The 26,448-nt window shown below is 53.6% G+C and carries 22 protein-coding genes; 15 read left to right on the top strand and 7 right to left on the bottom strand.

The genetic code is table 11. From position 1 onward, the window contains the following. Window positions 1–83: 83 nt before the first annotated feature. The 3 genes from O3306_RS12590 to O3306_RS12580 all read right to left on the bottom strand — a co-directional run bounded on the left by O3306_RS12590 (window position 84) and on the right by O3306_RS12580 (window position 5,103). The gene (locus O3306_RS12590) at window positions 84–2,012 is read right to left on the bottom strand and encodes a DUF7017 domain-containing protein (RefSeq protein WP_272007814.1); all 1,929 of its coding nucleotides are present in this window, start codon (window positions 2,010–2,012) and stop codon (window positions 84–86) included. After that, window positions 2,009–4,249 carry an ATP-dependent DNA helicase gene (locus tag O3306_RS12585; RefSeq protein ID WP_272007813.1) on the bottom strand — a complete coding sequence of 747 codons (2,241 nt, stop codon included), beginning with the start codon at window positions 4,247–4,249 and terminating at the stop codon, window positions 2,009–2,011. Before O3306_RS12585 ends, O3306_RS12590 begins: the two co-directional genes overlap by 4 nt. 359 nt (window positions 4,250–4,608) lie before the next feature. Continuing rightward, a complete protein-coding gene (locus tag O3306_RS12580; RefSeq protein ID WP_272007810.1) occupies window positions 4,609–5,103 on the bottom strand; it encodes a hypothetical protein in 495 nt (164 codons plus the stop codon). A 155-nt stretch (window positions 5,104–5,258) separates the two neighbouring features. Between O3306_RS12580 and O3306_RS12575 the strand changes: the two genes are divergently transcribed. From O3306_RS12575 to O3306_RS12545, 7 genes are all read left to right on the top strand, one after another. Next, window positions 5,259–5,423, top strand: coding sequence for a hypothetical protein (locus tag O3306_RS12575; RefSeq protein WP_272007807.1), 165 nt, complete (start codon window positions 5,259–5,261; stop codon window positions 5,421–5,423). A gap of 40 nt (window positions 5,424–5,463) precedes the next feature. Continuing rightward, window positions 5,464–6,849, top strand: coding sequence for an IS1182 family transposase (locus O3306_RS12570; protein WP_272007804.1), 1,386 nt, complete (start codon window positions 5,464–5,466; stop codon window positions 6,847–6,849). 299 nt (window positions 6,850–7,148) lie between these two features. Further along, window positions 7,149–7,625: a hypothetical protein gene (locus tag O3306_RS12565; protein ID WP_272007801.1), complete on the top strand. Its 477-nt coding sequence runs from the start codon at window positions 7,149–7,151 to the stop codon at window positions 7,623–7,625. Then, window positions 7,610–8,254, top strand: a complete 645-nt coding sequence (locus O3306_RS12560; protein WP_272007798.1) for a hypothetical protein — start codon at window positions 7,610–7,612, stop codon at window positions 8,252–8,254. The genes O3306_RS12565 and O3306_RS12560 overlap by 16 nt, the downstream gene beginning before the upstream one ends. 514 nt (window positions 8,255–8,768) lie before the next feature. After that, entirely contained in the window at window positions 8,769–11,414 is a 2,646-nt protein-coding gene (locus O3306_RS12555; protein ID WP_272007795.1) for a TrlF family AAA-like ATPase, read from the top strand. A gap of 148 nt (window positions 11,415–11,562) precedes the next feature. Further along, window positions 11,563–12,189 carry a hypothetical protein gene (locus tag O3306_RS12550; protein WP_272007791.1) on the top strand — a complete coding sequence of 209 codons (627 nt, stop codon included), beginning with the start codon at window positions 11,563–11,565 and terminating at the stop codon, window positions 12,187–12,189. A 142-nt stretch (window positions 12,190–12,331) separates the two neighbouring features. Then, the gene (locus O3306_RS12545; RefSeq protein ID WP_272007788.1) at window positions 12,332–13,018 is read left to right on the top strand and encodes a hypothetical protein; all 687 of its coding nucleotides are present in this window, start codon (window positions 12,332–12,334) and stop codon (window positions 13,016–13,018) included. Window positions 13,019–13,171: 153 nt separating this feature from the next. On the opposite strand, the gene O3306_RS12540 is transcribed toward O3306_RS12545, so the two are convergent. Then, window positions 13,172–14,122, bottom strand: coding sequence for a BRCT domain-containing protein (locus O3306_RS12540; RefSeq protein WP_272007785.1), 951 nt, complete (start codon window positions 14,120–14,122; stop codon window positions 13,172–13,174). Window positions 14,123–14,345: 223 nt separating this feature from the next. Next, window positions 14,346–14,861, bottom strand: a complete 516-nt coding sequence (locus O3306_RS12535; protein ID WP_272007783.1) for a hypothetical protein — start codon at window positions 14,859–14,861, stop codon at window positions 14,346–14,348. A 228-nt stretch (window positions 14,862–15,089) separates the two neighbouring features. Here O3306_RS12535 and O3306_RS12530 point away from each other — a divergent pair, with 228 nt between their 5' ends. The 4 genes from O3306_RS12530 (at window position 15,090) to O3306_RS12515 (ending at window position 18,939) form a co-directional block, all read left to right on the top strand. After that, complete coding sequence (locus O3306_RS12530) at window positions 15,090–16,025, top strand: hypothetical protein (protein ID WP_272007780.1); 936 nt, start codon at window positions 15,090–15,092, stop codon at window positions 16,023–16,025. A gap of 315 nt (window positions 16,026–16,340) precedes the next feature. Beyond that, window positions 16,341–17,288 (top strand): hypothetical protein, encoded by a 948-nt coding sequence (locus tag O3306_RS12525; protein WP_272007778.1) that lies wholly within the window; start codon window positions 16,341–16,343, stop codon window positions 17,286–17,288. Between the two features lie 388 nt (window positions 17,289–17,676). Beyond that, the gene (locus tag O3306_RS12520; protein WP_272007776.1) at window positions 17,677–18,072 is read left to right on the top strand and encodes a hypothetical protein; all 396 of its coding nucleotides are present in this window, start codon (window positions 17,677–17,679) and stop codon (window positions 18,070–18,072) included. Window positions 18,073–18,345: 273 nt separating this feature from the next. After that, window positions 18,346–18,939, top strand: a complete 594-nt coding sequence (locus tag O3306_RS12515; RefSeq protein ID WP_272007775.1) for an efflux RND transporter periplasmic adaptor subunit — start codon at window positions 18,346–18,348, stop codon at window positions 18,937–18,939. Between the two features lie 227 nt (window positions 18,940–19,166). Here the strand turns inward: O3306_RS12515 and O3306_RS12510 are convergent, their stop codons facing one another. Further along, window positions 19,167–19,901: a pseudouridine synthase gene (locus O3306_RS12510; RefSeq protein ID WP_272007772.1), complete on the bottom strand. Its 735-nt coding sequence runs from the start codon at window positions 19,899–19,901 to the stop codon at window positions 19,167–19,169. A gap of 903 nt (window positions 19,902–20,804) precedes the next feature. Between O3306_RS12510 and O3306_RS12505 the strand changes: the two genes are divergently transcribed. The 4 genes from O3306_RS12505 (at window position 20,805) to O3306_RS12490 (ending at window position 25,695) form a co-directional block, all read left to right on the top strand. Beyond that, entirely contained in the window at window positions 20,805–21,929 is a 1,125-nt protein-coding gene (locus tag O3306_RS12505; RefSeq protein WP_272007770.1) for a DUF3800 domain-containing protein, read from the top strand. A gap of 299 nt (window positions 21,930–22,228) precedes the next feature. Beyond that, on the top strand, window positions 22,229–23,248 hold the full coding sequence (locus O3306_RS12500; RefSeq protein WP_272007767.1) for an IS110 family transposase: 1,020 nt from the start codon (window positions 22,229–22,231) through the stop codon (window positions 23,246–23,248). 591 nt (window positions 23,249–23,839) lie between these two features. Beyond that, window positions 23,840–24,280, top strand: a complete 441-nt coding sequence (locus tag O3306_RS12495) for a DUF6932 family protein (RefSeq protein WP_272007765.1) — start codon at window positions 23,840–23,842, stop codon at window positions 24,278–24,280. Next, on the top strand, window positions 24,277–25,695 hold the full coding sequence (locus tag O3306_RS12490; RefSeq protein WP_272007763.1) for an XRE family transcriptional regulator: 1,419 nt from the start codon (window positions 24,277–24,279) through the stop codon (window positions 25,693–25,695). Before O3306_RS12495 ends, O3306_RS12490 begins: the two co-directional genes overlap by 4 nt. Before the next feature lie 215 nt (window positions 25,696–25,910). On the opposite strand, the gene O3306_RS12485 is transcribed toward O3306_RS12490, so the two are convergent. Beyond that, window positions 25,911–26,177 (bottom strand): hypothetical protein, encoded by a 267-nt coding sequence (locus tag O3306_RS12485; protein WP_272007761.1) that lies wholly within the window; start codon window positions 26,175–26,177, stop codon window positions 25,911–25,913. Between the last annotated feature and the right edge of the window lie 271 nt (window positions 26,178–26,448).

Here is a 26,448-nt window from a genome sequence, read left to right as displayed (position 1 = left end):
GCTGGCCGCATAGGCGCTCGGCGTCAAGTTCCGAGCGCCGAATCCGATCGTTCTTCGTTTTAGTCGAACCTCTATTGGCCACATTACGGGTTATGGACCACGCGTGTGTCCTCGGAGACGTCAACCGTCAGCGCCTTCCAGCCCCAGCTGCGTTTCTTCTTGTCGAAGTTGATGACGGCCCGGCCCGATACGAGCTCGTCCTCTTGCATGTCATGGGCGCGAACGATGTTAGGTGGAATGAATATTCCGTCATCTGTGAAACCCATGCCGTTGCTGATCCGCACGGTGGTCCGGAAACGTCGGCAGACGGTCTCGTCCACCTCCGCATCGGTGGGGGCGGCGGTTACCACGCGGGTCCGCACCCCTTTTCGCGTGCTGTAGCGGGCAACCCGCAAGGCGATGTGATCGCCTACCGAAGCGTTGACGTCCGAAAGGGGAATCACGCCGTCTATCTCGCGGCTTGCGATGACATGAAGAACCCCTTTCGAGAAATTCACGTGATCTACGACGCCTGTGATCTCATGGAGCGTATCGTAAACTACTCCATCATCGCGCAAAGCGGCGGTATACAGCTTCGTGCGGTCGCTGATGGAGGCACCGATATCTGCCTTGATCCGGATCGGCTGTCCTGACTTTAGATCTCTTAGCCTCAACGCGCGCTCGGGAACGGTAATCTCCCGTGCCATAGGCTTGCCTGAGATGTAGAGCCTGCGAAGGGTCTTGCGCTTTTCGCTCTCGATCGTGAAGCTCTCGCCGACGCATGCATTGATCCACTCGATATCCTCGAAAAGGATCTCCTCTGCGCGAGTGGCGAACTGGATGTAGAACTTCTTGCTCGGCGACACGGCCGTAGCTCGCGTAAACCACGACGCCGCCATGAGCTCCTCCGCTTCGCGAGGAATGCGGTATCCCGATTTCTCACGATGCGAGAGAACAGCCTCGATTTCGCCTCGCGCTTCGCTTGGATGCCCTTGGGTGCTCAGCTCGCGCGCGAGCTTGAGCCGCAGACGCCCCACGAAATCCTCCTCGGAGGGACACATCAGCCCCTTGCAGTAGCACGCAATCCGGAGGTCCGGCTCGACCTGGAGGTCGCCCAGCAAGTCCCAAGCCCAGAATTCCTGCGACTTCTCCCGGGCGAACAGGATCGCTTGTTCGCGCGCCTCTTCGTGGCGGCCAAGCGAGGCGAGGAATTTGACCAGGTTCTGACGGAACCAGACGTTGTCTGGATAGCGGGCCATCATCGCTTCGAGATGCGGCATGAGCACGGCGATGGCGCGCGTATTCCCCGCCGCGGCGGCATCCTTTGCGGCGCGCTGCACAACCTTCTCGGCAAGTGCCGGAAGCGTCTTGCCTTCGGTTGTCGTGAAGCGGTCGTAGTCGTCAGGGAGGAGATTCTCGAGGCCCCATAAACCGACAAAAGCCGGGAGGTTGAGATGATTGTCGGAGGCAAGCTGCCAGGCGATTTTCAGCATGCAGCTGTGGAGCGGTGATGGCCGATCGACGCTGAGCTTCATGTAGATGTTGAGGTTGCGACGGGCTTGCCCGATTGCAGCAGGTGCCGGGGTGTCGGATGCGGACAGGATGTCCTTCGTCCAGCGGTAGAGATCCCAGCCGTAGCCCAGATGATCGGCAGGGAAGAGCGCATCCCTCGCAAGAAGATCGTGGTAGATTCGGCAGGCTTTCGCGTAGTGTCCTGCCTTGCTGTGGTTCCGTGCGGAAAGGATCTCGTGTCGCCCTTTCTCCGCGAGAGAGAGCGCGAACCGACGTTGATTCTCGAGGATATCGTCCCCCTCTGGCAGGGGCAGGGCATCGAGCTCGCCGGCAAACGTTGAAAGGCGCGCCCTGTCGTTCTGGCGGGCGGCGCGCTTGAGAAGATCGACAAGACACCAGCTAAGGGCCCGGATATCCCAGTCATCGGTATCGGGACCCGCCATCGCCTCTTTTGCCAGCGTGTAGGCTTGGTCGATCTTTCCCACCTTCCGGAGGCGGAAGATCTCCTTCGTGTCGCTCATGCGCTCATCTCGACGGTCAGGATTTCGATCACGTCGCGCAGGAGCGCTGATGGCACTTGAACGTGTCCGACCGGCTGACACTTGGTGAAGACATGCCTGCCGTTGTAGTAGATGTCGACCGCAGCATGCTCTCCGAGGCGCTGGAAGCTGTAGCGCTGAAACCACTGTTTCTGCTCGAGCCCGGCGACATCAATCGCGTGAGCCTGCATTAGGGTCGAAAGCTTCTGGTGAAACTCTTCCAGGAACAGATGCGCGAAACTTGGTCCCTGAACGCCGCTGCCCGCAGCGGCCTCCGGCGTTGAGCGCGGAATAGCAGCGTAGCTTTCACCGACCATCCCGGAGAGTTCTGCCATCAACATGTCGGTCAGCTCGCCTGATTGCGCAGCGATGACGCGGGTGATTTTGAGCCTGCCGTTGTAGCAGATGTTGATCCTCGCCTGGCTTTCGCCACGGCGAAAGAAATACGCCTCCTGGTATTGGTTATGATCGATGCCTTCTATCTCGATGGCTGCTCCGGCCAAGAGGACCTCGACCCGTTGGCGGATGGCCTCGCGAAAATCAGCGGGCGTCGGCTGGCCTGAATCGCTTGATGCTGTGCTCGCGGGATCGGCCGCTGCGAGGAGCCTTGGCGCAGCGGTTGCCTCGAAATTGGACGGAGCAGTCGACGCGCTGAGAAGATCTGGAGCGAGACCCGCAGTCTTGATGCCAGAACCTATCTCGATCCTCGGCGGATCAAGAAGGAAGAGGTGCGATTTCGCACGCGTGCATGCCGTGTAGAGCCAGCGAAAATTGTCGGCCGCCAGCGGATTGCCTAACGAAGTGCAACTGACGATGGCGGTGTCCCACTCGCTGCCCTGCGCCTTGTGGCAGGTGATAGCGTAGCCGAACTTGACCCGCAGCGCATTGAAGAAAGGGTCGTCCATCAATGCCTGGCGGAACGCCTGTGGGTCCTTCCTGAGGTCGGCATACCTCTGGCAAAAGTCGACGTAGAGCGCCTTGTTTTCGTCCGAGCTGAGCTGAGGCCGGTCCTCGTAGAGGAGGTTCTCGAGGATGTTCGTGGTGACGAAGACCGCCGACCCATCGACCAAGCGCAATCCGAGTTCTGCCTCCCTGAACGACAGCTCAACGGGGATCTCTTCGACGGCCCCGGTTTCCTCGTTCTTTCGGCGAAGCGTGACCCGGCGGACCTTGCGGTCGTCCGAGATGGACCGGACAAACGCGAAGTCCCCGTTCGAGATGCGGATCCCTGAGACCTTGGTGTTCTTCACCACCATGAGCTTGTCGCCCGGGGCGGCTTCGGGCTGATCGAGAAACAGCCGTTCACGTATGGAGCGGTTGAACATGCCGGCCTCGGCGTTTGACCGGGTGATGACGACGGAAGAGTTGTTTACGCGGTTTCCGGATGCTTCGAGGAAGGTCGAGACTACCTGGTCTATGCCGATACGATCGACGTCCGCCGGCTTGGTGTCGAATGCCAGCTTGTTGTAGACACCGTTTCTCAGGCTTTCCCGCAGGGGTTGGACATTGCTGAGAATGCCGCTGTCGGCTTTCTGGCGAACGATATCGGATAGTTCGTAGTCGAACACCCGAACACCGAAATTCTTCACAAGGTAGTCGGTCGAGAGGGCCGGCGAGAACGACATGCCGACAGGCGGCAACTGGGCATCGTCACCAATGAGGATCAGCTTCTTTCGATGCTTGTTGTTGTCGAAGTTGACGAAATGCATCAGGTCGCGCAGCAAATACCCTGATCCGAATTGAAAGAATTCCGCTTCCGAGTATTGATCGGAGATCAGGGAGGCCTCGTCCGTGATGAAGACGGTGTCCGCTGGTGCGTCGTTCACCGACATGCTGACGATGAGCTTGTACGTCTCGGAGCCTTCCACACCCTCGGTCTTGTGCTCTTCGATCTTGTCGAAGTCGTAGATCATCCCGTGGATGGTTGAGGCGTCGGCTTGAGTTTTTTCCTGGATGACCTTGGCTGCTCGCCCCGTGGGAGCCGAGAGCGCGTATGTCCGGCGCTGAGCGCGAAGCAACTTGACGAGGGCATCGATCAGGAAGGTCTTGCCGGTGCCCGCATGCCCCTTGAGAAGGAACACATCGTGAGTGTCGCTGTCGAGGAAGTTGCCCAGATGGATAACGACCTCGGACTGCCCGGGCGTCAGATCGTAATCGCGGAGTAGGTAGAAGAGATATTCGGCTGAACTTGTCAGACCGTCCCGGGCAAGTAATCGCATGTCCAAATACGTTCGGGCAGCTGCCCCTCCTGATGCAATCAAAGCCTTTCCGAAAAGTAAGGCTTGGCGTTTAAGTTTTTCAATTATTAGCCAATCATGAAGTCCGCGGTACATCAACCCTACCTTGTTGCACACATCGGGTGACGGCGATGATTCCCTTTCCCGGGTAGACTTCTGCCATTGCCTCCGCCGCAGGTATGCCGAACGCGGTTTAGCAGTTCAGGACGGCGCTGCCGATGGAAATGCTGCGGTGCGCAGGAAGGACTGCTTCGGAAAATGGCACTGCGGCGATCATGGAGTTTTGAAAGGCTGGTTTGGGCCGAGAAATTTTCATTTCAATCAGTTTAGGAAAAAGCCGATCACGGCGTAATGATCCAGAGCGAGAGCTTGCCTTTCTTGCCCTGCCATTCGTCTCCGACCCTGTTGAACCCCGCGCGTGCGAGATTGTTGTGCATGGTGATGCTGTCGGTTGTGGCAAAGGTTGGCTCGTTGATCTTCTCGACAATAACGCTGACGAGCCTTCCTGAGAGCTTCTTGCCCTGCATATCAGGGTCAACCACGACATAACCGAGCTCTGGGGCGACCTCGAAGCCACTAATCTGCACGCCTGCCTTGGTGAAGTTATCGACGCGATAGATTGAGGCAGGCTGTTTCAATGCCGCCGCAGCGACGATGATATTTGTGTTCGTCTCGCGCAACACCGTGATGCACCGTGTCCGCTCGAGCCGCGCGAGGATCTGCTCAACGGTGCCAACGACTGCCTTCCCATTTTTGACAAGCTGCGCGACGGCATATTGATCGTCATAAGCGAGTTGGAGAAAGCTACCGGACCAAGAAACGACGTCATCATTCATGTATGTATATCTCCGGGGACAACGGTTTGAACTTGATGCCACCTGCTCGCTTATTCTTGGGTGTGGGTATTAGTTCGACCTTCATATTCTACCGTGTCTCTCTTGTTGCGACCACTATGGCGTGAGCGCGAATGGGCGCAAGGTTTGAAACGAGAATGCTGGGTGGACAGGAGGAAATGCTGCACACATTGTCGAGCGACCGCTTTGAGGACCACTGTTTGGCAGCAAAGTCGCATCTCGAAGGGCAGCTTTGGGTCGTTCGCGTCGATCGAAACAAGCGGCGTATTTTGTTGAAAAACTCCTCCTTGATTGCGGCCTGAACTACTGATTCAATTCCCGCATTGGGCGGGAGGATTTGCGATGATGGGACCAAGGCAGGCGGCGCAGCCGTCGCTGTTCTACGAGTTCTCGCTGGAAGATCATGTCCCTCAGGATCACCTTCTTCGGTCCATCGACCGCTTCGTCGATTTGACTGACGTCCGCGCGTATCTGGCGGATTTCTACAGCCACACGGGCCGTCCATCCGTCGATCCCGAGTTGCTGATCCGCATGCTCCTGGTCGGCTATTGCTTCGGCATCCGGTCGGAACGGCGGCTTTGCGAAGAGGTGCATCTGAACCTCGCCTATCGGTGGTTTTGTCGGCTTGATCTGAGCGACCGGGTTCCGGATCACTCAACCTTTTCCAAGAACCGCCACGGTCGGTTTCGAGAAAGCGAACTGCTGCGGCACCTGTTCGAGACGACTGTCGCTTGGTGTATCCAAGAAGGTCTGGTCAGCGGCCAGCGCATGGCGATTGATGCCAGCCTGATCGAAGCCGATGCGAACAAGCAGAACTCCACGCCGAAAGAGAACTGGGACGCGGGACAAATCGATCCCGCCGATGCGCCCCGCGCCGTGCGCGAGTATCTCGACACCCTGGACGAGGCCGCTTTTGGCGCCGCCAGCGAGGTGCAACCCAAGTTCACCTCGCGTTCTGATCCCGCAAGCCAATGGACAGCAGCCCGTAAAGGCCCTGCATTCTTCAGCTATTCCGACAATTATCTCATCGACGCGGATCATGGTGTCATCTTGGATGTGGAACCCACCCGCTCCATCCGGCAAGCCGAGGTCGGGTCGACAAAGACCATGTTGAAGCGGGTCAAGGAGAAGTTCGACCTGCATCCCGAACGCCTGATCGCTGACACGGCCAATGGCACCGGACCGATGCTGGGTTGGCTGGTTGAACGCAAGATTAACCCGCACATCCCCGTCTTCGACAAATCTGGCCGCAGCGACGGCACCTGGAGCCGGGCTGACTTCGAGTGGGATGCAGAGAACGACCAATACATCTGCCCCGAGGGCCAAGAGCTGAAGCAGTTCCGGCGAAACTATTCCGATCCGAACCGAGGGCCGACCGGACAGGGCAGAACCAAATACCGTGCCCTAAAACTGACCTGCCAGACTTGCCCGTCCAAGGCGAAATGCTGCCCGAATGCAGACGCCAGATCGATCACCCGCGAAGAACACGAAGACGCCCGCCAAATAGCCCGAGACATCGCTAAGACCAAGCAATACGATATCTCCATGAAGCTCCGGAAGAAGGTCGAGATGCTCTTCGCGCACCTCAAGCGCATCCTCGGCCTCGGAAAGCTCCGATTACGTGGCCCATGCGGTGCAAATGACGAATTCCTCCTCGCCGCAACCGCCCAAAACATCCGCAAATTGGCCAAGATCTTTCCTGCACCGCAGCAGACGCGCACAGCCTGATAGGAAAGGCGCTCGCGCCCAACTCAAGCAACGAAATTCTGCGCCCGCGAACGGGCGTTTTTCCACGGAATGGGCGGACAGCCGACCTTCGCCGCAGCAACGAGCCATCCAAGCTGTGAGATTAGAAGCCGACATTCAGGCCACCTCGAACGCGGGCTTGGCGCTGCACCGCCGCAAGGCGGCTTCGAGCCCGAACCTACCAAGCAACACCAACCACCTGCCGAAGCAATGAATTGCGCACATTCCTATTGATGCTTAAGCTAATCGGCATAAGCAGTTTGGATTAGTCGATGGTAAGCATGTATAAGTCATTGGCCATGGTTTTCTTCCTGGCCTTTGCAGCGGCCCCTTATGGGAATGCCGGCGGCTCACTAGACGGCAGGACTTTTTCAGGCATGATCGGCCCGGCAGAAAATCCTGACCTTCCGGATAATCTCTACTTCGACGATGGCCATTTTTGGTCTAAAATCTGTACCCGTTGTGGATTTGTACCTGGGGTATACCAAGCCGAGGAAACTGCAGAGGGCGTCCGTTTTACTGGCGCTCTAGAAAGCGAAAGCCGTGGACGCTTTGACTACGTGGGGGTTTTGAAGGACGATGGTTCCGTTGTCGTTTCGATCGTTTGGGAACGCCGCCGCTGGTATTGGATATCCACCCGCGAAATCGTGTTTGTCGGTGCGCTTTCGGAACCCGTGCAGCCCGTGTCGCTATCCGAAACCCGTCAGGACATGCAAACGATAGACCCTGACGGTAATCCCTTATGCGCCCGGTTTTAACGCGGTTTTGGGCAAAGCGGAAAGCTATTGTTCTTTATGGGTTACTCCTCCTCGGCGGATGGTTTCTGGGCGATGCACTGAAAGAAATGACCGTCCCCGAGATGCGCCCATTGAACGAGCCGATGATACACCGCATCGTCATGACAGCATTCTTCGCATTCATCGTTTTGGCAGCGCTGCCCTTTGTCCCCGGTGCGGAGATAGGTTTTGCGCTTTTGTTGCTGTTTGGCGGCCCAATTGCACCATTGGTCTATCTGGGAATGGTTGGGGCGCTGCTAGTCTCTTACACACTTGCAAGGCTGGTTCCACTCTCATTCATGGGCCGTGCATTGGAATGGCTTGGTCTAAGAAAGGCATCAAGATTTGTCGTAGATCTAGATTCCGTTGCGCCAGATAAGCGCTTAAACGCCTTGCCCTCAATCGTCCCATCAAAGGTCGGACAAAAACTGCTTAAACACAGATACGTGCTGTTGGCCGTTGCATTAAACACCCCTGGCAACTCGTTGCTAGGCGGCGGAGGGGGGCTAGCCTTCGTTGCTGGAGCATCTCGATTGTTTGGCTTTTGGCAATTCCTAGGGGTGGTGTTGTGCGCTGTTGCACCAATTCCGCTGTTCTTCCTTTTTGCATGAAAACCGTACCTGCTAAGGGCAGCTTCGTCCTACAGACTGTAAGTTCGCGGCGTCCTTGATTTTGCGTTGCGGCGAAAGTCCGGAATGGTGGGCTGCATCGCAGCGGAGGTAGGACTCGATCAATGGCTGGTATGGGCCGTTCTCGTCCATCAACACCAAGGGCGGATTCCGGACTTTCGCTGCCGTGCTAATGCAGTCGTGACAGAACAGGATAGCGGACATTGCGCAAATTGCATGTTGCCGAAACCGGCTCGGCCGACACAAAGGTCTGGAAGCCGACAAGCAGCGGTGCAGCGCAGCAGCCGCATTTTTCTCCCTCGTCTCGCGTACAGCGTGGACGCACTTTCGGTACAAATGTGCCCCGAGGTCGGCAGAACTGTGAATGTGCGCGGCCAACGGTCGCACCCCGCGCCGTCGAACTTCGAGGCGCCATTACAACAATCATCCAGTCTGTACAGTTGTATACGGCACGTGGTCTACTCAGAAAGAGGAACTTTTTCAGGGGACCCAGGCATTGAGCGAGGCACTACAAAAACTATTCGAACACGGGGCGCAATGGGTGAGGGCAGACTTTCACTTGCACACGCGGGCCGATAAGGAATTTCGCTATGATGGCGATGGAGATCGCTTCATCGCCAATTACATTGATGCGCTCGAAACCGTCGGGACACGGCTCGCTGTTGTCACCAACCATAACAAATTCGACCTTGATGAGTTCAAGGCCCTGCGCAAACGGGCACGCAAGTCCGCGATCGGCGTGCTTCCCGGCGTGGAACTATCGGTTAAGGATGGCGCGAACGGTGTACATACGCTTATCGTATTCTCCGATGCGTGGCTGGCCGATGGTCAGGATTACATCAACCAATTCTTGGGTGTTGCCTTTTCTGGCAGGGTTCCTGCGCAATACGAGAAGGAAAATGGTCGCAGCAACGATGATCTTGTTGAAACGTTGAAGAAACTTGAAGGCTATAATCGCGACTTCTTCATTATTTTCGCACATGTGGAGGCCAATAGCGGCCTATGGAAGGAAATAGGTGGGGGGCGGATGGGGGAGCTTGCTAAAGAGCCCTTGGTCCAACGGTACGCCCTTGGTTTTCAGAAGGTGCGGACGCACGATAAACCTGATGCCGTATGTCGCACCAAGGTAAAGGGCTGGTGGCGTGAGCACTATCCCGCAGAGGTCGAAGGTTCCGACGCAAAAGCAATCGAGGACATTGGCAAAGGCCAGAAAATCTATCTCAAAGTTGGCGATCTTAGTTTTGATGCCGTCAAATTCGCCCTGACCGATCATAGTTTCCGCGTCTCGGCAGAGGTGCCTCCGGTTACCCATTCTCATATCAATGCCATTCGCTTTGAGGGTGGTTTGCTAGATGGTAGGCGCGTTACCTTCTCCCCGCACTTGAATTGCCTGATAGGCATTCAGGGCAGCGGCAAATCATCGATCTTGGAGAGCGTGCGCTATGCGCTCGATATACCCTTCGGGGATAAGGCGCAGGACAAGGAGTACAAGAACAATCTCTTGCCCCACCTCCTCAAAAGCGGCGGCAAGGTGATTGTCGAGGCTACTGACCGGCATGGCGGACAGTTTGAGATCAGCCGTATCTGGGGACAGTCGCCTAACGTCTACGTCGATGGAAAGATGCGTCCCGGCGTCTCAATAAGGGAAACCATCGTCGCCAAGCCGCTATATTTTGGTCAAAAAGATCTGTCGGCCGCTGGAAAAGGCTTTGGGCACGACCTCGTCGAGAAGCTTATGGGCGATAGCCTGAAAACTGTCCGTCAACAAATTGCAGAACGCTCGGGAGAGCTGAAAGCGGCGATAGATATTTTCAATTCGGTCCGCAGCGATGTTGACGACAAACAGGCCTTGGAGGATGAACTCAGAGACGTAAAGTTCAATCTTGAGCATTTCGACAAGCACAACATCAAGGACAAGCTTGAGAAGCAACTGGCCTATAGCGAAGATCTGACTTACTGCGAGAGCGTCAACGAGGCGGCGCAAGGCTGGCATAAGGCAATTGATGATGCATCGATTCAGGCCGAGGAAGATTTCAAGCTGATCGAAGCCCATGATTCCGATCACAACGCCGACTTCTTCAAGCGCTATTCGACCAAGTTAGAGGAACTGAAAGAAACCGTTGTAGCGGCTAAGGCCCTTGCTGCCACGATCAAGTCGAAGTCTGGCGATTTGGATGAGCTGCGCCGAGAGCTTGAAGGCGTTCGCGATGGCCTGAAGGAAGAATTCGCAGAGATCGAGCGGAATTTGGTCAAGGCTCTCCACGAACAGGGCGTTACCTCAGTTCAGCCCGATGCCTACATCAAGCTCACGCAGCGCAAGCAGGACCTCGAGGCGCAGATCGACGAACTTGGCAAGCGCACCAGCAAGGAGAGGTCCAAGCTTGACACAGTTCTGACGGCCCTGTCTTCGCTGAACGACGCTTGGCATGATGAGTTCAAACTCACCGCGGCGGCGATGAAGACCATCAATGCATCGCAAGGGTCGCTTAGGGTGGAGGTGGAGTTTAAGGGGGACCGCAGCGCCTTCAAAAACCACATTGATGGTTTGCTTCGCGGCAACAACCTTCGCAAGGAATATTACGATTCCCTGGCGGGAGCTTACACAGATTTTGGAGAGATTTTCAAAGACCTCGACAAGGCCTCTGAGTTTGCGAAGTCAAAGTCGGAAGAATTCAAGAAGCTCTTCATGGCAAATCTGTACGCATTTACGGGTTATCAGGTGCCTAACAGCTACTCCGTGACGTACCACGGCAAAGCGCTATCATCACATTCTCTCGGCCAGCGCGCTTCTGCCATGATGCTCTTCCTGCTAAGCCAAGAGGGGAATGACCTCTTGCTTATCGACCAGCCGGAAGATGATCTCGATAGCCAGACCGTTTATGAAGAAGTGGTGAAGCTCCTTCGAAAGCTCAAGCCCAACCAGCAATTTATCTTCGCAACCCATAACGCGAACTTCCCGGTGCTGGGGGATGCGGAGGCCATCACCACGTGCAGCGCCAGTGATGAGGAAATCGTTATATCGGTCGGCAATATTGACGACAAGGCCTGTCAGGCGAGCGTTATCTCCATTATGGAAGGCGGCCCTGAAGCCTTCGAACGGCGCAAAGCAATTTATCAGATCTGGAAAGCACGTGCCGTTTGATAAGAACTTTCTCAAACTGGAAGTGCCCTTGTTTGGGTTTCTGACGTGCCGCAGAACGCCAGAAATAGGACGAGCGTTCGAGTTAACAACTTAATTTCACTTTGGAAGAAAGACGATGTAAATCTGGGCGAGTCTTTTACCATGCCTGATGTCCACGACAGAAGACTTGCGTTATCGAATCTTATCCGAAACATCCGTGAGTAGTATAATGAAGAGTTCAAATGAAAGTATTGGCGGGTTTGCTTGTCTGGGCTGGGGATCGTTGATCTGGGAGCCCGGCAGCTTACCTGTTGCGCAAAAATGGCGAGAAGACGGACCAGTCCTGCGACTCGAATTCGCCCGAAGATCAAACGATGACCGCATAACACTTGTCGTCTGCGAGCAAGGAACTCCATGTCCGACACTCTGGACTACTCTATCATGCAGTTCGCTGAATGAAGCGCGCCAAGCACTCGCCAAGCGCGAAGGCCTCCCGAGCGAACGACACGCCGCTTTTTGTACTAGTACTGAAACATCCGGTCACCATGGCGCAGAACTGGTTCAGGCGTGGGCTAAAAAACGCGGCTTTGCGGGTGTCGTCTGGACTGGTCTTCCTCCCAAATCACCAGCTTCGAATAAAAACAAAGACTATCCATCAATTGATGATGTCATCTCTCACCTCGGCAAGCTCGAAGGAGACTTTGCGAGGCGGGCCGAAGAGTACGTTCGCAAAGCACCGAGGCAGATTGCAACTTCGTACCGCGCCCGGATTGTCGAAGAACTCGGTTGGGATTGATGGACGCTGCGAGGGCTTTCGTTCCAATGTTCACGGTGAGTGCGCTTGAAGGCAACATTGACTGCCAAGCTTAATGTTGCCTATGAGCTCCTTGTAGAGATTGACTTGAGAGGCTACGGCGACCTTGCTGGAAAGTTTATAGATGCTCAAAGAATTTGATGATGCAATGCGAACTGCTGCTGACCTGGTAGCAAACGTTGATAGAGATGTCAGAAAAAAGCTGGTTAAAGTAACTGGTAGGGAGGAACGGTACACAGAGAAGTTTGTTACCCTTCTGGATGAACGGTTGGACGGCTTCTCAGACGGCGGCTTGGTGTGGAGCGTAGCGACCCATGTAAGCGACAAGCAGTCTGGACAAGAAACCGCAACAGGTGCCGATTTGTTTGTAAGTGTAACCATGGATTTTAGAGGCGTGTATGTGCAGAAAGGATTTCAAGCGCAGGCCAAGATTAACAAGAATAAGAAATTTGGCCTCTCTGTAGACTCCAAACCACGTCTTCTTGGGCAGTGCCAGACAATGCTGTCAAATAGCGATAGCTCTTTTGTTTTCGCCTACGGTGAGCAGGACACAAAAATTCTAAGCGCCCGCAGCGTGATAGAGGCAGGCAATAACTCTCTGACGCGCCTAAAAACCCAACGTACAGAAGACTTCTATTATGATTTTTTCGTTTGCCGCACGGGGGATCGAGACCTCTACGCCGAAAACGAGGTGGACCTTCAGTCAATGGTTGAAGAAATGCACTATGGTTCAGCCGCACTAATTTCTGTCTCCGACGCAGAAACGGCTCCCCGCAGTCGACGCCGTACGCGAAAACGCGGATCCGAGTGATCAAATGTCATCTTAGCTGGCTGCACCTGCAGAACTCAGTGGCCTTCTCCAGGGTCGGCTTTGGGCCGATCGCGCTCCCTACCGGAAGAACGGATTGCGACCGTCTCGGTAACTCTGAAAGAAAGCCGGTATTTCCCGTCACGAAAACGGCAATCACTTCCCTCGCCCGCACGACTTAATTGCCTTTTCCAACGCGTGCTCCGCGACGAACCGCAGCTTGTAGCCTTCAACAATCAGCTCTTTCGCGCGCTCAATCTTCGTCCCAAAATGCGTCGCGCGCCAGTTTTTTGAAGCGTTCGAGGACACGACGACGTAGTCCGTGCGGCGCACGACGGTTTTACCCACCTCCCCACCGCAGCGCTCGATCTCCTTTATGATGAAGCTGCGGGTGCCCATCCTCATGGGCCCGGTCAGCACAAAACACTTATCTTCAAACTCGATCAGCGCCGGGTCGGAAACCGGCTCGTCCAGCTGGGCGGTGGTGCCGATGTTCGGAACACCTGTGTCCACGTAACCGTCGCCTACCAGCAATGCGATCCATTGCCGGATCTCTTCCGCCTCATCATCGCTGAGCACACTATCCGCCATCGCGGCCTCGGTCGCACGCCAAAGGTCGCGATACACAGGGGAGGAGGTCAGCGTATCGCTGGCTCTGATCCTTGCGAGGATGGCGTCCGCTTCTTTTAGGAGGATCAGTCCGTCACAGACGACGCCAGCGCAAAATCCGAGGAACTCGTTCACTTCGTCCCGCTCGCTATACGGAGCTTCAGCTTGGATTTCATTCCGCTTGTCTGCAATCACGTCTTCGAGCGCCGCCATCAGATCATTTTGGCCCGAGAAGCATCGCGCCCGGATGTCCTCAGCCAAGTCTAATGCGTCTGGATCGTCGAAAAACTCTACGAACTTATCCGCTTCGGCGAGTATTGCCGCCTCCTCACCGGGCTCGATCCTGTTCGATGAAAGGGCGCCGTCGAGAAAGCCGATCCAGTAGATCACGCGTTTTCTGTCGTTCGCGTTCTTTTGAATACGGTCGATGTCTGCGTCGGTTTTCAGGAGGGACGAAGGTGCTGAAATCTTGGAAAGCGCATTTTCAGAAAGCTTCATGGTCGGACCCCTCGGAATCGAATGACCAAGCGTAGACGCAGAGATTAGACTGGGGCAAACTTTTTCTTGATTTGATGCAAGTCACGTTGCAGCCGCGATCGTCAGAAAAGTTCGCGTGACCGACCAACAGTTGCTGACCGATGCTGCATGTCGGCTCGAACGACCGCTTCAGAGAAACTGCTCCGCGGTGACCGACTGGGGGGTGAGCGACCGGCATGGGCCGTTACTGTTGTTCGGGGAATTTCTCCCAACTGAGCAGTCGATCATTGGCTCGCTGAGCGTCATTTTCCATGGCGGCCTCGGTCAAATCTCTGATGAGCCATCTACTCCTAGACATCCAACTAAACATTTCATCAAGTTGAGACCAAGTCAGGAGACGCGTATCTTCGCCAAGCCGCACTTTGAGATGTGCTTCGGGGGCATCGATATGAAGTTGCGCAGTTATGCTAATCAGCCCGTGACAAACAAGATTTCTAATCACGAGCGCTTCCCTGAGCATTTTGACTAAGCGATCGCATAGGACTGCCCGAAGTGTACTGATATTATCCGTTGGCTTGACTGCCAGCGACCACACATCGATGGATCTAGATATGCCATGAACCGATTTTAGCTTCCTCTCTGCGTGAAGAATTTCAATTGCTTCAGTAAGAGATTGTTCAATACCCGACCAAAGAAACACGAGTGAACCGATAGTACCTTTCATCTGGTCAAAAGTGATGGGTTGGTCAGTATCCGGCATTTCAGTCTCATTTCAAGGTTAGATGGGCATAATTGACGGGTAAGAAGTCACGTAGCCATTCCGTTGTCCACCAGATTGCTGCGCCTTTGATTAATGACTGGTTCCAGGAAGCTGGAGCGCGGCTGCGGATGACACGACGAAAGTCCGGCTCGGGCCAGTTGACCCATTGAACTCAATCGATTTTAGTGTTTGGCAACGGAATAACCTGCGATCAAGAGCGAGATTCTGATGACTCCTATCGAAATTCTTACCGAGCTGAAACGTGACCCAGAATATATTAAGTTTAAAAGCGATTCCGACCACGTAATAGACACATGGCGTCCGATCTTACTTGACCCGGAAAAAGTGACCGCCGACCAGTATCGCGAGTTCCTAAAATTCTCAGTCAACAAACACTGGACTGGCATCCATCGTCAGGGAGGCAAAACAGTTGCAGACATGGGTACGCTCCGGGAGATGCTTAGAATATTGGCCAGCGACACAGACGTTGTTGAACGGTTCAATTACGCTACTGGGCCAAATATTCTGGGCGTGGGACCCGCTGTCGCATCAGGGTTGCTTATTGTCTTGGTGGATGGCTATGGTGTTTGGAATTCGGTCTCAGAAAATGCACTTAGAGATCTGCAACTCTGGCCGAAAGAAGGAAAAACCAAGGGCCATACATATGCGGCAGTAAACGAAGTTTTGTTAGGTCTATCTCGTGAGGTGGGCGTGACGCTCTGGCAGTTGGACTCACTGCTCTATCTCGTTGTCAAGAATGGGCTTCGCGCCGGACAAGTTGCAAAGGTTCTTTCTCGAGAAGACGAACTTGCGAAAGCGTATCAGATGATCGCGGCGGGAGTGCGCTATAATACGCAGTCCGAGGAAAACCGCGCCGTTAAACGAATCCTAGAGGCAAAGTCACTGGCAGACAGTTGCGACATAGATGCTTTGATAAAACGTCTTGGAGAGGAGCAAGGTCACAAATGTGCGATCACAGGTCTCCCATTTGAAACAGAGGGCCACTGTAAGCCATCGCCGGACAGGATCGATAGTGACAACCGGGAGTACAGCAAAGAAAACGTTCAGTTGGTCTGCAAGTGGGTTAATTTTGCAAAAAGCAACATGCCAGACGCGGACTTCCGTTGCTTGATGCAGCGTGCTGCGGCTTCGATGATGTCATAAGTTTTTTCACGTTTAACAAAGTTCTTGTGCAACGTGGTGCAAATGTCTGGTTCAAGGCAGTTGCACTGCAGCAAAACCGGATCTTCTGACGGCAGCTTTGGGCTGTTCCTGCTAAGCAAATATGAGCGTACCATAATGAGTATGACATATCTTCGTTTTTTGGGAGATTCTTCTCGCAGCGGCTGTCCGTGTCAGCAAGAATGGGGCAGTAATATCGATGGAGCGAGATGAATCGAAATGAAAGTCTACGTAGCAAATTTCGGCCGGCAAAACTACGAATGGCCAACTTGTCGGGAGCGTGGAACAGTCGCGACTATGAACGCCATTGACGCCCAAAGATATTGGGAAGCGAATGACCGCGAGGGTTATGTTGCTACCCGAATGGCCAAAGACACCACTGCGGCAGGAAAAAAACCGACCAAGGCAACAGCTTCTCGCTGGTTCAACTTGATGACTACCGTTGCTGAAACTGTAGGCGATATTTGGGTTCACAAGGACGGAGACGAACTTTGGTGGACGGCCTCTCGCAGTGTCGCACCTACTTTCGAAACTAAGAAAGAACCCATTGAGCGAGGGCGTGACGTCGTAACTTGCCATAAGCTCTGTGAGCCATGGTCAAACAGGTCAAAGAAGGGCGTTCCACTGCGGTGGAACGAACTACACCCCAAGGCGAAAGACTTCTTGTCTACTGAGGCTACGCTACAGTCTCTCAGTCCTTTGTACCGAGACTATACATTGGCACTGATTGCCGGAGATGACCTAAGCCAATGGCACGATACTCCACTTTGGGAAAATCGAAGCGAAACCGCCAAGAAAGGGCATGCACCGATCAAGTATGGGTCGCAGGCAGACAAGATTGCGTACCAGCGAGCTTTGGAGCTGTTCGAAGCGGCAGATGCCGCTGAACGCATGGCCCGTACCGCCGTTGCAACCACCAATTCAGCAAATGGTCAGACGGTTGAGCGTGTAGTGAAGAAGAAGGACCTTGGATTCCCGTCAGCAGCAGCTCTTCAGGACTACATCATGGAACTAATGGGTTCACAGGAGTATTCCTGCGAATTAACAAACCTTCCGCTGGACCTGGATGAGGTCAACGGCGATCCTGCGATGTTCGCTTCTTTGGATCGTATCGACAGTAGTGGGCATTATGCACCAGGCAACCTTCAGGTTGTCTGCCGTTTCGCAAACTTCTGGAAAGGTGCCTCTGATAACGTGGAATTTCGACGCTTGATCGAAGCTCTACGGTCATCTGTAAGCATTTAGTTGGAGCGTGACTGCGCGAATGTCCGCACTGCGAACTGCGACCGCAGCATTTCTACCGCTCGGTGAATGGCTGGTTAGGGCCGTACTAAACTGATCGAGCAACCTGACGCTCAGCAGCGTCATTGAAGAGGGTTATACTATGGCGTTGTCGCACCACGATTAGCCTAACCTCGGCGCGCACAGAATGGTCGCAATCAGCTGATTTCCGAACTCAATTGTCGTAAGGTATATCAGGCGGGGGCTTTGCGACAGTTGGTGACAAACGGGGAGGTGCGCTGACAAACGTTCCGGAAGAAAAGGGTCTAACTGTAACTCATAGAGACGCCGCTTCTGGCTTTGAAATGAAACCGCAGGCAATTCATGAGATTGCGCAACGAAAGGATCACTTATGACCCGTCTATCAGGACTTATCGCCGCAACACTTACATTATCTGTTGTCTCGGGAGCTGCATTTGCGGACACACGCACCCGAAATTTCAAAGGTCAGATTGTACAAGAGCAGAGCACAGTCAAAAAGGTTGTCGTGCAAAAGCAGCAACCAAGCGCGCAGACGAAGAAAGTGGTTGTGGTGAAAAAATCGGCACCCAATGTGCAGAAATATGTGTCAAACAACCACCGGCAAAAAGTCGGCCATCAGTTCAGCAAGAATGATGTGGTGGTGATCCAAGACTGGGATCGCAGAGGGTTGCGCAGTCCAGGTAAAAATGAAGTCTATGCTGTGAAAGGTGATGCAATCTATCTATTGGCGGCCTCATCGTTGATCGTTAAGGCGCTCATGAATTAGTCGAGGTTCCAAAAGGTCTGACTTTTGGGTGCGGGAAATTTCTCGTACCCGACTATGGGTCAATAATGGGTTGCGGCCGCAGCAATTTACCCTTCTGTTGTAGTATGCCAAGATAAATACCATTTCCAGTCACTTGGGTGTTGAGCCTATAGGTCCGTTAAAAATTTTGGAAACCATACAGGTTTGAGTTTACGAGCTGGTCTACGCGAACGGCCCAAACCTGCCGTTGACAACGAGTTGTTGCCATAGTTTCCGCCCGAAAGGCCTTCTTTTATGAAAACATTACGCATCCCGATCCCGATTGTGCTGTTGTTGGCCGCGGTTGGTGGCTGGTTCTATTTGGCCCAGAACGAAGCCGAGGCCCCTCCGACGACGGCTCATGTCAGAGTTGGCACCGTTGAAGTGACGGTGTTGGCGTCGGGCACGATGGAGGCCAAGCAATTGGTCAGCGTTGGCGCACGGGTCTCGGGTCAGATCGAAACACTGGCGGTCGCCCTTGGCGACGAGGTCGAGAAGGGTGACCTGATTGCGCAGATCGACAGTCAGGACCAGCAGAATGCCGTGCTGACGGCGAAGGCGAACCTAGCCAATATAAAGGCCCAGATCGCCGCCAAGAATGCCAGTCTGGTCAAGGCCAAACGGACGCTGGACCGGCAGATAAAGTTGGTGACCTCGGACTACGTATCGAAAGAGGATCTTGAAGCAGCTCAGGCCGAAGTTGATGTCTACAAGGCCGAGCTTGACGCGCTGGCCGCACAACAAGACAGCGTTGAGGTCACGGTATCAGCCGCGCAGATCGCGCTTGATCGAACCAAGATCACTGCGCCGATTTCCGGCACGGTTGGAGAAACGCGCGAAAGTTGGTGATGCCCTGAGTGGCGGCATATCATGGCGGTGTTCAGACGCCGTCAATTCTCAGTGACAATTTTAGGGGGCTACCGGGGCAGTTCTCAGTGACATTCAACAGTTACGCATCAGGCAGGCAAAAGTGGCCTTTCAACTAAATCTGTGCAGGTCATCGTTTCAGCGTTGAGCATCAAAGTCAGCACTGCGCATATAGTAACCTTAGCAAAATCACGCATGATCGACTTAAGTTATCGAAAAATAGACAAAATATCTTCCTTGCTGAGATGCCACCATTCACCCACCGCCAAACCATCAGGGAGTTTCAGGCCCCCAACGCGCTCGCGGTGCAATTCCTCAACGTGGTTTCCAGTGGCGGCAAACATGCGGCGGACCTGATGGTATCGGCCTTCGGTAATAGTTAGCAGAGCTTTGGTTGTTGAAATCACTTCCAATTTAGCAGGAGCTAGTGGCTTGTCTTCGTTCTCCAGCATCAAGTGCCCCGAGGCAAATAGGTCGCCTTCGGTGCCCCTCAACGGGCGGGCCAGCTTGACCCGATAGGTTTTTTCAACGCGGCGCTTAGGGCTGGTGACATGGTGCAACAGATCACCGTCATCCGTTAGCAATAACAGGCCAGACGTGTCTTTGTCCAAGCGGCCGACAGTTGAGACCCTGGGATTACGTGACTTCCATCGGCTAGGGAGGATGTCAAACACCAATGCGCCGCCATCCTTGTGAGAGCAGGTCATGCCTACAGGCTTGTTTAATAGGATAATCATAGGCGCGAGAGGATCGAGAGTCTCGCCGCATATCCTCATGCGGGTTGACAGATCTGGAGTGACAGGAATACGTTTGGTGGCGTCCAAGAGTGGGGCAGTGTCGAGAGTGATACCACCAACCTTTGCCATGCGTGCGATGTCTTTGCGCGAGCCGTAGCCCATAGATGAAAGCAGCTTGTCGACCCGGGATGTTGGAACCTTAGCCATGAATTTCGCTCCCTTAATGGAGGTCTGAAAGTTTGGAAGAAAAAATGACCATTTGGAATTTTTGGATTATCTTCTGGGCCATCTGCATTCATCTCTGAGAGGGGGCATATGGCCACATGAGCCCCGAATATTGGTGGCGCTCTCATACGCGAAACGCATGGCCTACAAGGCTGACGGCTGCAGGAATGGTCGCAAGGATTTGTGAACAACGAGCGAAGTGTTTGGGAAGATGCCTGTCGATGGTCGCGTTGTAAGAAGAGGGCGACGCTGAACGTCATTTGTCGCAAGCGATATTATCGCTAGAGGCACGTTTCCGGACTGAAGGAAAACCCCGGAAGGTTACACAGACGCAGACGCGTCTAAACCGCCCGGGGAAGCGGGCGGTTTAGCAAAGGAAACCGAAAATTATTTGCATACACCATCATGGTGATAAGGCTATGCACGCTCCGCTCGATAGTCAATCTCGATAACAAATCTTTAATTTTCTGATGTTTTTGTGATCTTTATGGTCCATAAACTGGCACCTTGAACCGAGCCTGTTGAGCGATTGCCTTATCCGCATACAGTGGTTCGCTTGAGTATTGATTTCGCAAGTTCAGTGAATTTTCAGAATGGCGGGCCGCGCCGAGGCACAAAGTGACAAAAGGTCAATGTTTGAAAGGGGTTGTTCCTGTCGAGCACCTGTCCTCGACATGGTTGGGCGGATAGCGGAAGTTCGCTGCGCTACCGTAATCAACACCCGAAGTTGCTGTAAGCAGTTATTCAGATCAGCAAGCTGGTGTGCTAGGGACATTCCAGCCAATCTGCTTGGAAGAGTTCCTCACGCCTCAAATGAAAAATGGCCTGAAAAGGTTGCCGCTAGCTACGCACAATCAAGTCACGCGCCATACAGGAAACTAAAAATTGTACAGTTACATTGACGAAAGCGGGCACACAGGATCGAATCTTTTCGACCCAAACCAGCCGACGCTCTACTACGGTATTCTTTCAAGCAAGACGAACTTGGATGTGACTGCAGAACCGCTGCTGAAAAAGCTTAGGTCAAAACTCGATGTTGAACGCTTGCATGCAACTGAGCTCGGAGTTGCTCGGCTTTCCGAAGTAGCGCCGCACATAAAGAAATTCTGCGCGAGTCGTGACATTCGGTTCTCGATGGTGAGAGTTCAAAAACCTGACCACGCCATCATGAGCTTCTTTGACCAAGTGTTTGATGCAGGTATCAATAAAGCCGTGTCGTGGTCACATTACTGGACGCCACTGCGCTTCGTCTCATTGCACAAGGTAGCATACCTGTTCGATGAGGGCCTCGCGAAAATGGCTTGGAAAGCCCGTCAAGAACGAAACCCTGCGAAGTGTGCCGCACAGCTCAAGGAGCTGTGCGCACTCCTTTTACGGAGGGTCGGACGTCTCCCGGATGAACGTTCGCGCGACATCATCTCTGGAGCCCTCCATTGGGCATCAGAAAATCCCTTCGAGATCGACTATGGTGTGAGCAACAAAGACAGTGCTCTCCAAATTTCGCCAAACCTAATAGGCTTCCAGTCGGTGATGTTCATGTTGGCGACAATGTCAGACAAGCAATCTCGGAAGATCCGCTCTATAGTCGTGGACCGTCAGACCGAATTCAACCGTGCTCAGGGCGAATTGGCCGATATCTACGTCAGGATGAGAGGTAATGATCTTGCAATTGGTCCAGGTATGCCCAGTTTCGACATGTCGAAAATGCCGGAGGTCCCGCCAACTTTCACAGCGGGCGACGAAAGCGCAGGCCTGGAGTTGGTAGATGGGGTACTTTGGGTAGCGAAGCGCCGCATCGAAGAAAAGCCACTTTCCGCAGAATTGAATGAAATGCTTCGCGTGCTAGGAAAGCGAGGGCTCGCAAACGAAGTGTCTTTGCAAGCTAATATGGATCGCTGGGCCCACCTCGCAGAACTTCCCGAACCAAGTGCTTCAGAGGCGGAAAGAGCAAAGAAAATCATTGATGCTGAGGAGGTCATACGCTTGAAGGCTCTGGAAGGCATATTTTGACGCCTATGACTGCAATGCTTTCCAATTTACGCATCACGAGCGGTGGCGCATCAGAGCTTCGTTCGTACGGAAAAACTGAATGTAGCCACTAGCGGGATTTAGGAACAGCGTCTGCTTCTGGAATGCTGAGATGCGGCGTCGAAGACATCAATCAAGGGCAGCTTCGGGCCGTCCGTGAAGGCCCCCGACCATCAACACCGAGGGCGGATTGCTGATGGGGTGGATGGCTCCTGCTCCAACCGGCGTCGCAATGCGCCATACTGCAGATGTTCATATCTGCTTATAGGAGGAGCCACCCAATGCAAGTTACCACAATCGGCCTTGATCTGGCCAAGAACGTTTTCCAAGTTCACGGGATCACGAAAGACGACGAGGTTGCCTTCAATCGACCTTTGAGACGGGCGCAGTTGTTGTCCTTTTTCTCAAAGCTTGAACCCTGCTTGATTGGTATGGAGGCCTGTAGCAGTGCGCATCATTGGGGACGTGAGCTGACAGAGCTTGGTCATGATGTTCGGCTGATCCCACCGATTTATGTGAAGCCATACGTAAAGCGCGGCAAGTCTGACGCGATTGATGCGGAGGCCATTTGTGAGGCAGTGACCCGTCCCACGATGCGATTTGTGGCCATCAAGACCGTCGAACAACAATCGCTATTGTCGGTCCATCGTGCGCGGAACCTATTGGTTCGCCAACGAACCCAACTGATCAATGGTCAACGCGGAATGGTCGCCGAATTTGGCGTGTATATCGCCAGAGGTCTCGCTCGGGTTATTGGGTTTGCAGAGGACATATTGGCTGGCGAGATTTTGGGCTTGCCTGATATCGCGAACGAAGTGATCCACAATCTCAGCGAACATCTCATGGCACTGCATGCTCGGGTCCGCTGGTACGAAGACCGCCTGAAGCAGGTCGCCAAGGAAGATGCGCGGGTGCGATTGTTGCGCACCATTCCAGGTGTTGGCGCTGTCACGGCGTCGGCGATTATCGCCAGCATTGGTGACGGCCATCAGTTCAGTAATGGCCGGGAATTTGCAGCTTGGCTGGGTTTGACGCCTGCGAACAAGTCCAGCGGTGGCAAAGAGAAGCTTGGGCGAATTACAAAGATGGGTGATCAATACTTACGATCGTTGCTCGTTGTTGGCATGACATCGCTCGTCCGACAAACCAAGTCGCACCCGGAACGCGCAAGTAAATGGCTGACGTCACTCTTGGAACGAAAACCTGCGCGTTTGGCGACTGTTGCGATGGCCAACAAGACAGCACGGATCGTCTGGGCCGTTCTGACCCGCAACGAACCATATACACCGCACACTGCCTGAAGGAGGAAGAACAACGAGGTAGCAAGACCCGCGAGATGATGGTGCATAAGTCTGCCGCCAAAACCAAGACACCCCGTCGAAGGTCCCGGGCGTAGTTGCCCGCTAAGCTGTAAGGGACTTGGTTTGCGGAACCCATCAGGGCCAGCGGTCAAAACCGCGCAAACAGGCCGGACACATGACTGCTTCTGACAAATGCACAAATCTGATCAAATATGTCTTGCTATGCAGGAGCCATCCACACAAGACCTTCGCTGTGCCGAGCATCAATGGCCGAAATGTCGGAGAAACGGCGGCGCGGCCGCAAGCGGCCCTGTGGATCTCGCGCACCGATGGGAGCCCCGATACTTTTGAAAGATACAGTTGCTAGGAATCTGACTTAGGAAGTTAGGCGATCAAACTAGCGACGACCTATGGTTTTCAGGCGCGGCGTAGGCTAACCAGTTTGCATACATGATTGATGCTCCAAGTGAAGCCGAACGGTTCGCTAAATGATGCGTAAGACCGCAGGGATTACCTCGTCAGTTAGACGAATGTTCGTGTACAGGATAGGTCCCGGTTGACAAAATTTCTCAAAACAACATATAAGTTGTCATGGCGTTGAAGTTCGGTGGCGTATCAGGGCGCCTACCCGCAGGCGTACATAAGCTAAGCTGGTCAGAAGCCACGAAACTTCTGGCTTACAACGCTAAAAGAAAGCAGTTGATGGGGGGGCTACTCGATGCTTGTTATAGCTTGCGCGCTGCAGGAGCTACGACGCTCTACCTCGACGGCAGTTTTGTGACCAAGAAAGCAAATCCTAGCGATTGGGACGCTTGCTATTCGTTGGTTGGAATCGATCCTAAAAGCCTAGATCCTGTTTTCTTGGATTTCGACAATGATCGAGCGGCTCAGAAGGCAAAGTATTTCGGCGAGGCATTCCCTGCCGAAGGAAGCGCGACAGCGTTCGGCGAACCGTATCTTTCGTTTTTTCAAAAAACTAAAGACGGAAGAACGAAGGGCATTGTGGCGATAGACCTTGGATCCCTACCATGATTAAGAATCAACTTCAGTATAAGATTGCCAACTCAGAACTAACTAAGTTTGAAGAGGCGATCCAAAAATCGGAAGCAATCCAAGACGTGCCTGAAGGTGTACACCCGGTCATGTGGAAGGCGCAAATTAATGGACTGAAAAGCCAAGCAGAAACACTGCGCCGAGAAATTGCCGAATATGACGAACTCCTCTCTGGAGAGATGAACGAGATTGAAGTGAAATCTCTCGAGGAGCTGCCTATCGGCTTAATAAAGGCGAGGATCGCGAAGAACCTTACGCAAAAAGATCTCGCCAAATTAGCGAACGTAGCCCCGCAGCAGATACAGAGGTGGGAAGAAGATGATTACCACAAGGCCAAATTTGAGCAGCTTATAAAGGTCGCTAAAGCCCTAGATGTATCTGTCAGCGAGAAAATCTCATTCGAGAAAAAAGCTGAAGGAAACGTGCGATCCCTGAAAAAAATCGGGATTGACGCTAAGTTCATTCAGAAGAGGCTTTGCCCTGATGTTGAAAATAGTATTGCTGATCTTCTGGATAAAGCGTCAGCGTTTTTAGAGCGAATCTGGGGCGTCGGGATTGGCGGCGATGGCACGCTGGATACTCGAAACTTTTCTTGCGATGGCCTTCGCTACGCAAGATTCAAGCTTCCAAAGAATGCTGACGAAGATAGAGTGAAGGCGTATGCCCAATATGCATACACTGTCGCGGAAATCGTCGCGGACGCGGCAACTTCGGCAGTAGTTCAACCCTCCGAAAACTGGAAAGATGTAAATGCCGACATTCTCTCAAGAGGAGAGATGAACTTACAGAATTGTCTGGAATATGTCTGGGATCTCGGTATTCCGGTCATCCCGCTCAGCGATTCGATTCGTCTGCACGGTGGGTGCTGGAGGATAAAGGGTAGGAACTCTATTGTTCTCAAGCAATCAAACCGAGAAGAAAGTCGCTGGATGTTCGACTTGATGCATGAACTCTTTCATGCAACTGACGAACGTGGAGAGCAGAACTTTCAGGCGATTGAACTCGACGGAACAGCGCCTGAACGACGGGACGCCGACATTGAACTGAGCGCCAACAATTTTGCAGGGAACGTCCTGCTTAACGGACGAGCTGAAGAGCTATATAATCAGGTTATACTCGCTTCATCTGGCAAGATTCCATTCATTAAAAGAAATGTGAAAATTGTCGCCAAAAACCAAGGCGTAAACCAAGGTGCCTTGGCTAATTACGTCGCGTTCCGCCTCCAAAACGATCGCGGCGTAGCATGGTGGGGAGCTGCCTCCAACCTGCAAAGCGGAAACCAAGATGCATACTCTGTAACACAATCTGTTTTCCGCGAGAAATGCAGTTTCGTGAACATGTCGAACCTAGACAAGCACATTGTAGAACTGGCTACTACCGAGCATGAAGTCTAACCCCACGATCGCGGTGCGAGCCTGAGTAGGCCGGTGGCCTCTCCCACGGCATTCTCCGTTCGAGGATTGCGCTAGGCAATCTTGGTTCCGCGATAGTGGGGCCTAGGGGGGGGGTGGATTTAGCGCTACGCTGCGCCAGGAATGGGCGTCCGCTTTGAGCGCTGGGGACCGGTCATGACATGATCAAGTTCGAATGTCAGCAGAGGGCCGTTCGCCTACTGCTTAAACGGGACGACGTTTGAACCACCGTTGGCGAAAGCGACTGCGCCTTCACTGCGAATGGTGCTGATTGCCTCCTCGAATGCGGCACGGTCGTCTTCAAAGAGATCGTCCCAGACAATGGATGTCCCGTCTTCGGTCACAACTTCCAGCGACCAACCGTTCCCGCCTTCGAGTTTGTAGATGTCCACCTTGAATGGCACCCCATCATCAACGATGCGCTGCGAGCCGCTGGAAATGACAAGGTTGGGTTCGCGTTCCATCTGAATACCTCTTTGATCTGCGGTAGATGATAGAAGCACTGATCACGAAAGCCAATGTCCGCAAAGCGGGATGCGGTCGCAGCATCTTGAGCAAGCGACGAAAGGCCGCTCCGGGCCGGTGATGTCGATCTGAGTGACCGGACACTCGCGATGCATGCCGCGCCGCCGCAGGTCTGAACCGCCCCGGGTTTACCGGAGAGTAAAACACTCAAAGGATGAGCTCTCGACTGACGCGTCTGACCTGCATTGAAGCTTGCATAGGAGATGATTT

The organism is Roseovarius sp. ZX-A-9, assembly GCF_028369135.1.
Lineage (GTDB): Bacteria > Pseudomonadota > Alphaproteobacteria > Rhodobacterales > Rhodobacteraceae > Roseovarius.
This window is presented reverse-complemented; position numbering and strand designations above follow the sequence as displayed.

Excerpts from the sequence above, each read along its gene's own strand:
- O3306_RS12590 (WP_272007814.1), bottom strand. The coding sequence starts at position 2,012 with ATGAGCGACACGAAGGAGATCTTCCGCCTCCGGAAGGTGGGAAAGATC.
- O3306_RS12585 (WP_272007813.1), bottom strand. The coding sequence starts at position 4,249 with ATGCGATTACTTGCCCGGGACGGTCTGACAAGTTCAGCCGAATATCTC.
- O3306_RS12580 (WP_272007810.1), bottom strand. The coding sequence starts at position 5,103 with ATGAATGATGACGTCGTTTCTTGGTCCGGTAGCTTTCTCCAACTCGCT.
- O3306_RS12575 (WP_272007807.1), top strand. The coding sequence starts at position 5,259 with ATGCTGGGTGGACAGGAGGAAATGCTGCACACATTGTCGAGCGACCGC.
- O3306_RS12570 (WP_272007804.1), top strand. The coding sequence starts at position 5,464 with ATGATGGGACCAAGGCAGGCGGCGCAGCCGTCGCTGTTCTACGAGTTC.
- O3306_RS12565 (WP_272007801.1), top strand. The coding sequence starts at position 7,149 with ATGTATAAGTCATTGGCCATGGTTTTCTTCCTGGCCTTTGCAGCGGCC.
- O3306_RS12560 (WP_272007798.1), top strand. The coding sequence starts at position 7,610 with ATGCGCCCGGTTTTAACGCGGTTTTGGGCAAAGCGGAAAGCTATTGTT.
- O3306_RS12550 (WP_272007791.1), top strand. The coding sequence starts at position 11,563 with ATGTCCACGACAGAAGACTTGCGTTATCGAATCTTATCCGAAACATCC.
- O3306_RS12545 (WP_272007788.1), top strand. The coding sequence starts at position 12,332 with ATGCTCAAAGAATTTGATGATGCAATGCGAACTGCTGCTGACCTGGTA.
- O3306_RS12540 (WP_272007785.1), bottom strand. The coding sequence starts at position 14,122 with ATGAAGCTTTCTGAAAATGCGCTTTCCAAGATTTCAGCACCTTCGTCC.
- O3306_RS12535 (WP_272007783.1), bottom strand. The coding sequence starts at position 14,861 with ATGCCGGATACTGACCAACCCATCACTTTTGACCAGATGAAAGGTACT.
- O3306_RS12530 (WP_272007780.1), top strand. The coding sequence starts at position 15,090 with ATGACTCCTATCGAAATTCTTACCGAGCTGAAACGTGACCCAGAATAT.
- O3306_RS12525 (WP_272007778.1), top strand. The coding sequence starts at position 16,341 with ATGAACGCCATTGACGCCCAAAGATATTGGGAAGCGAATGACCGCGAG.
- O3306_RS12520 (WP_272007776.1), top strand. The coding sequence starts at position 17,677 with ATGACCCGTCTATCAGGACTTATCGCCGCAACACTTACATTATCTGTT.
- O3306_RS12515 (WP_272007775.1), top strand. The coding sequence starts at position 18,346 with ATGAAAACATTACGCATCCCGATCCCGATTGTGCTGTTGTTGGCCGCG.
- O3306_RS12510 (WP_272007772.1), bottom strand. The coding sequence starts at position 19,901 with ATGGCTAAGGTTCCAACATCCCGGGTCGACAAGCTGCTTTCATCTATG.
- O3306_RS12500 (WP_272007767.1), top strand. The coding sequence starts at position 22,229 with ATGCAAGTTACCACAATCGGCCTTGATCTGGCCAAGAACGTTTTCCAA.
- O3306_RS12495 (WP_272007765.1), top strand. The coding sequence starts at position 23,840 with ATGGCGTTGAAGTTCGGTGGCGTATCAGGGCGCCTACCCGCAGGCGTA.
- O3306_RS12490 (WP_272007763.1), top strand. The coding sequence starts at position 24,277 with ATGATTAAGAATCAACTTCAGTATAAGATTGCCAACTCAGAACTAACT.
- O3306_RS12485 (WP_272007761.1), bottom strand. The coding sequence starts at position 26,177 with ATGGAACGCGAACCCAACCTTGTCATTTCCAGCGGCTCGCAGCGCATC.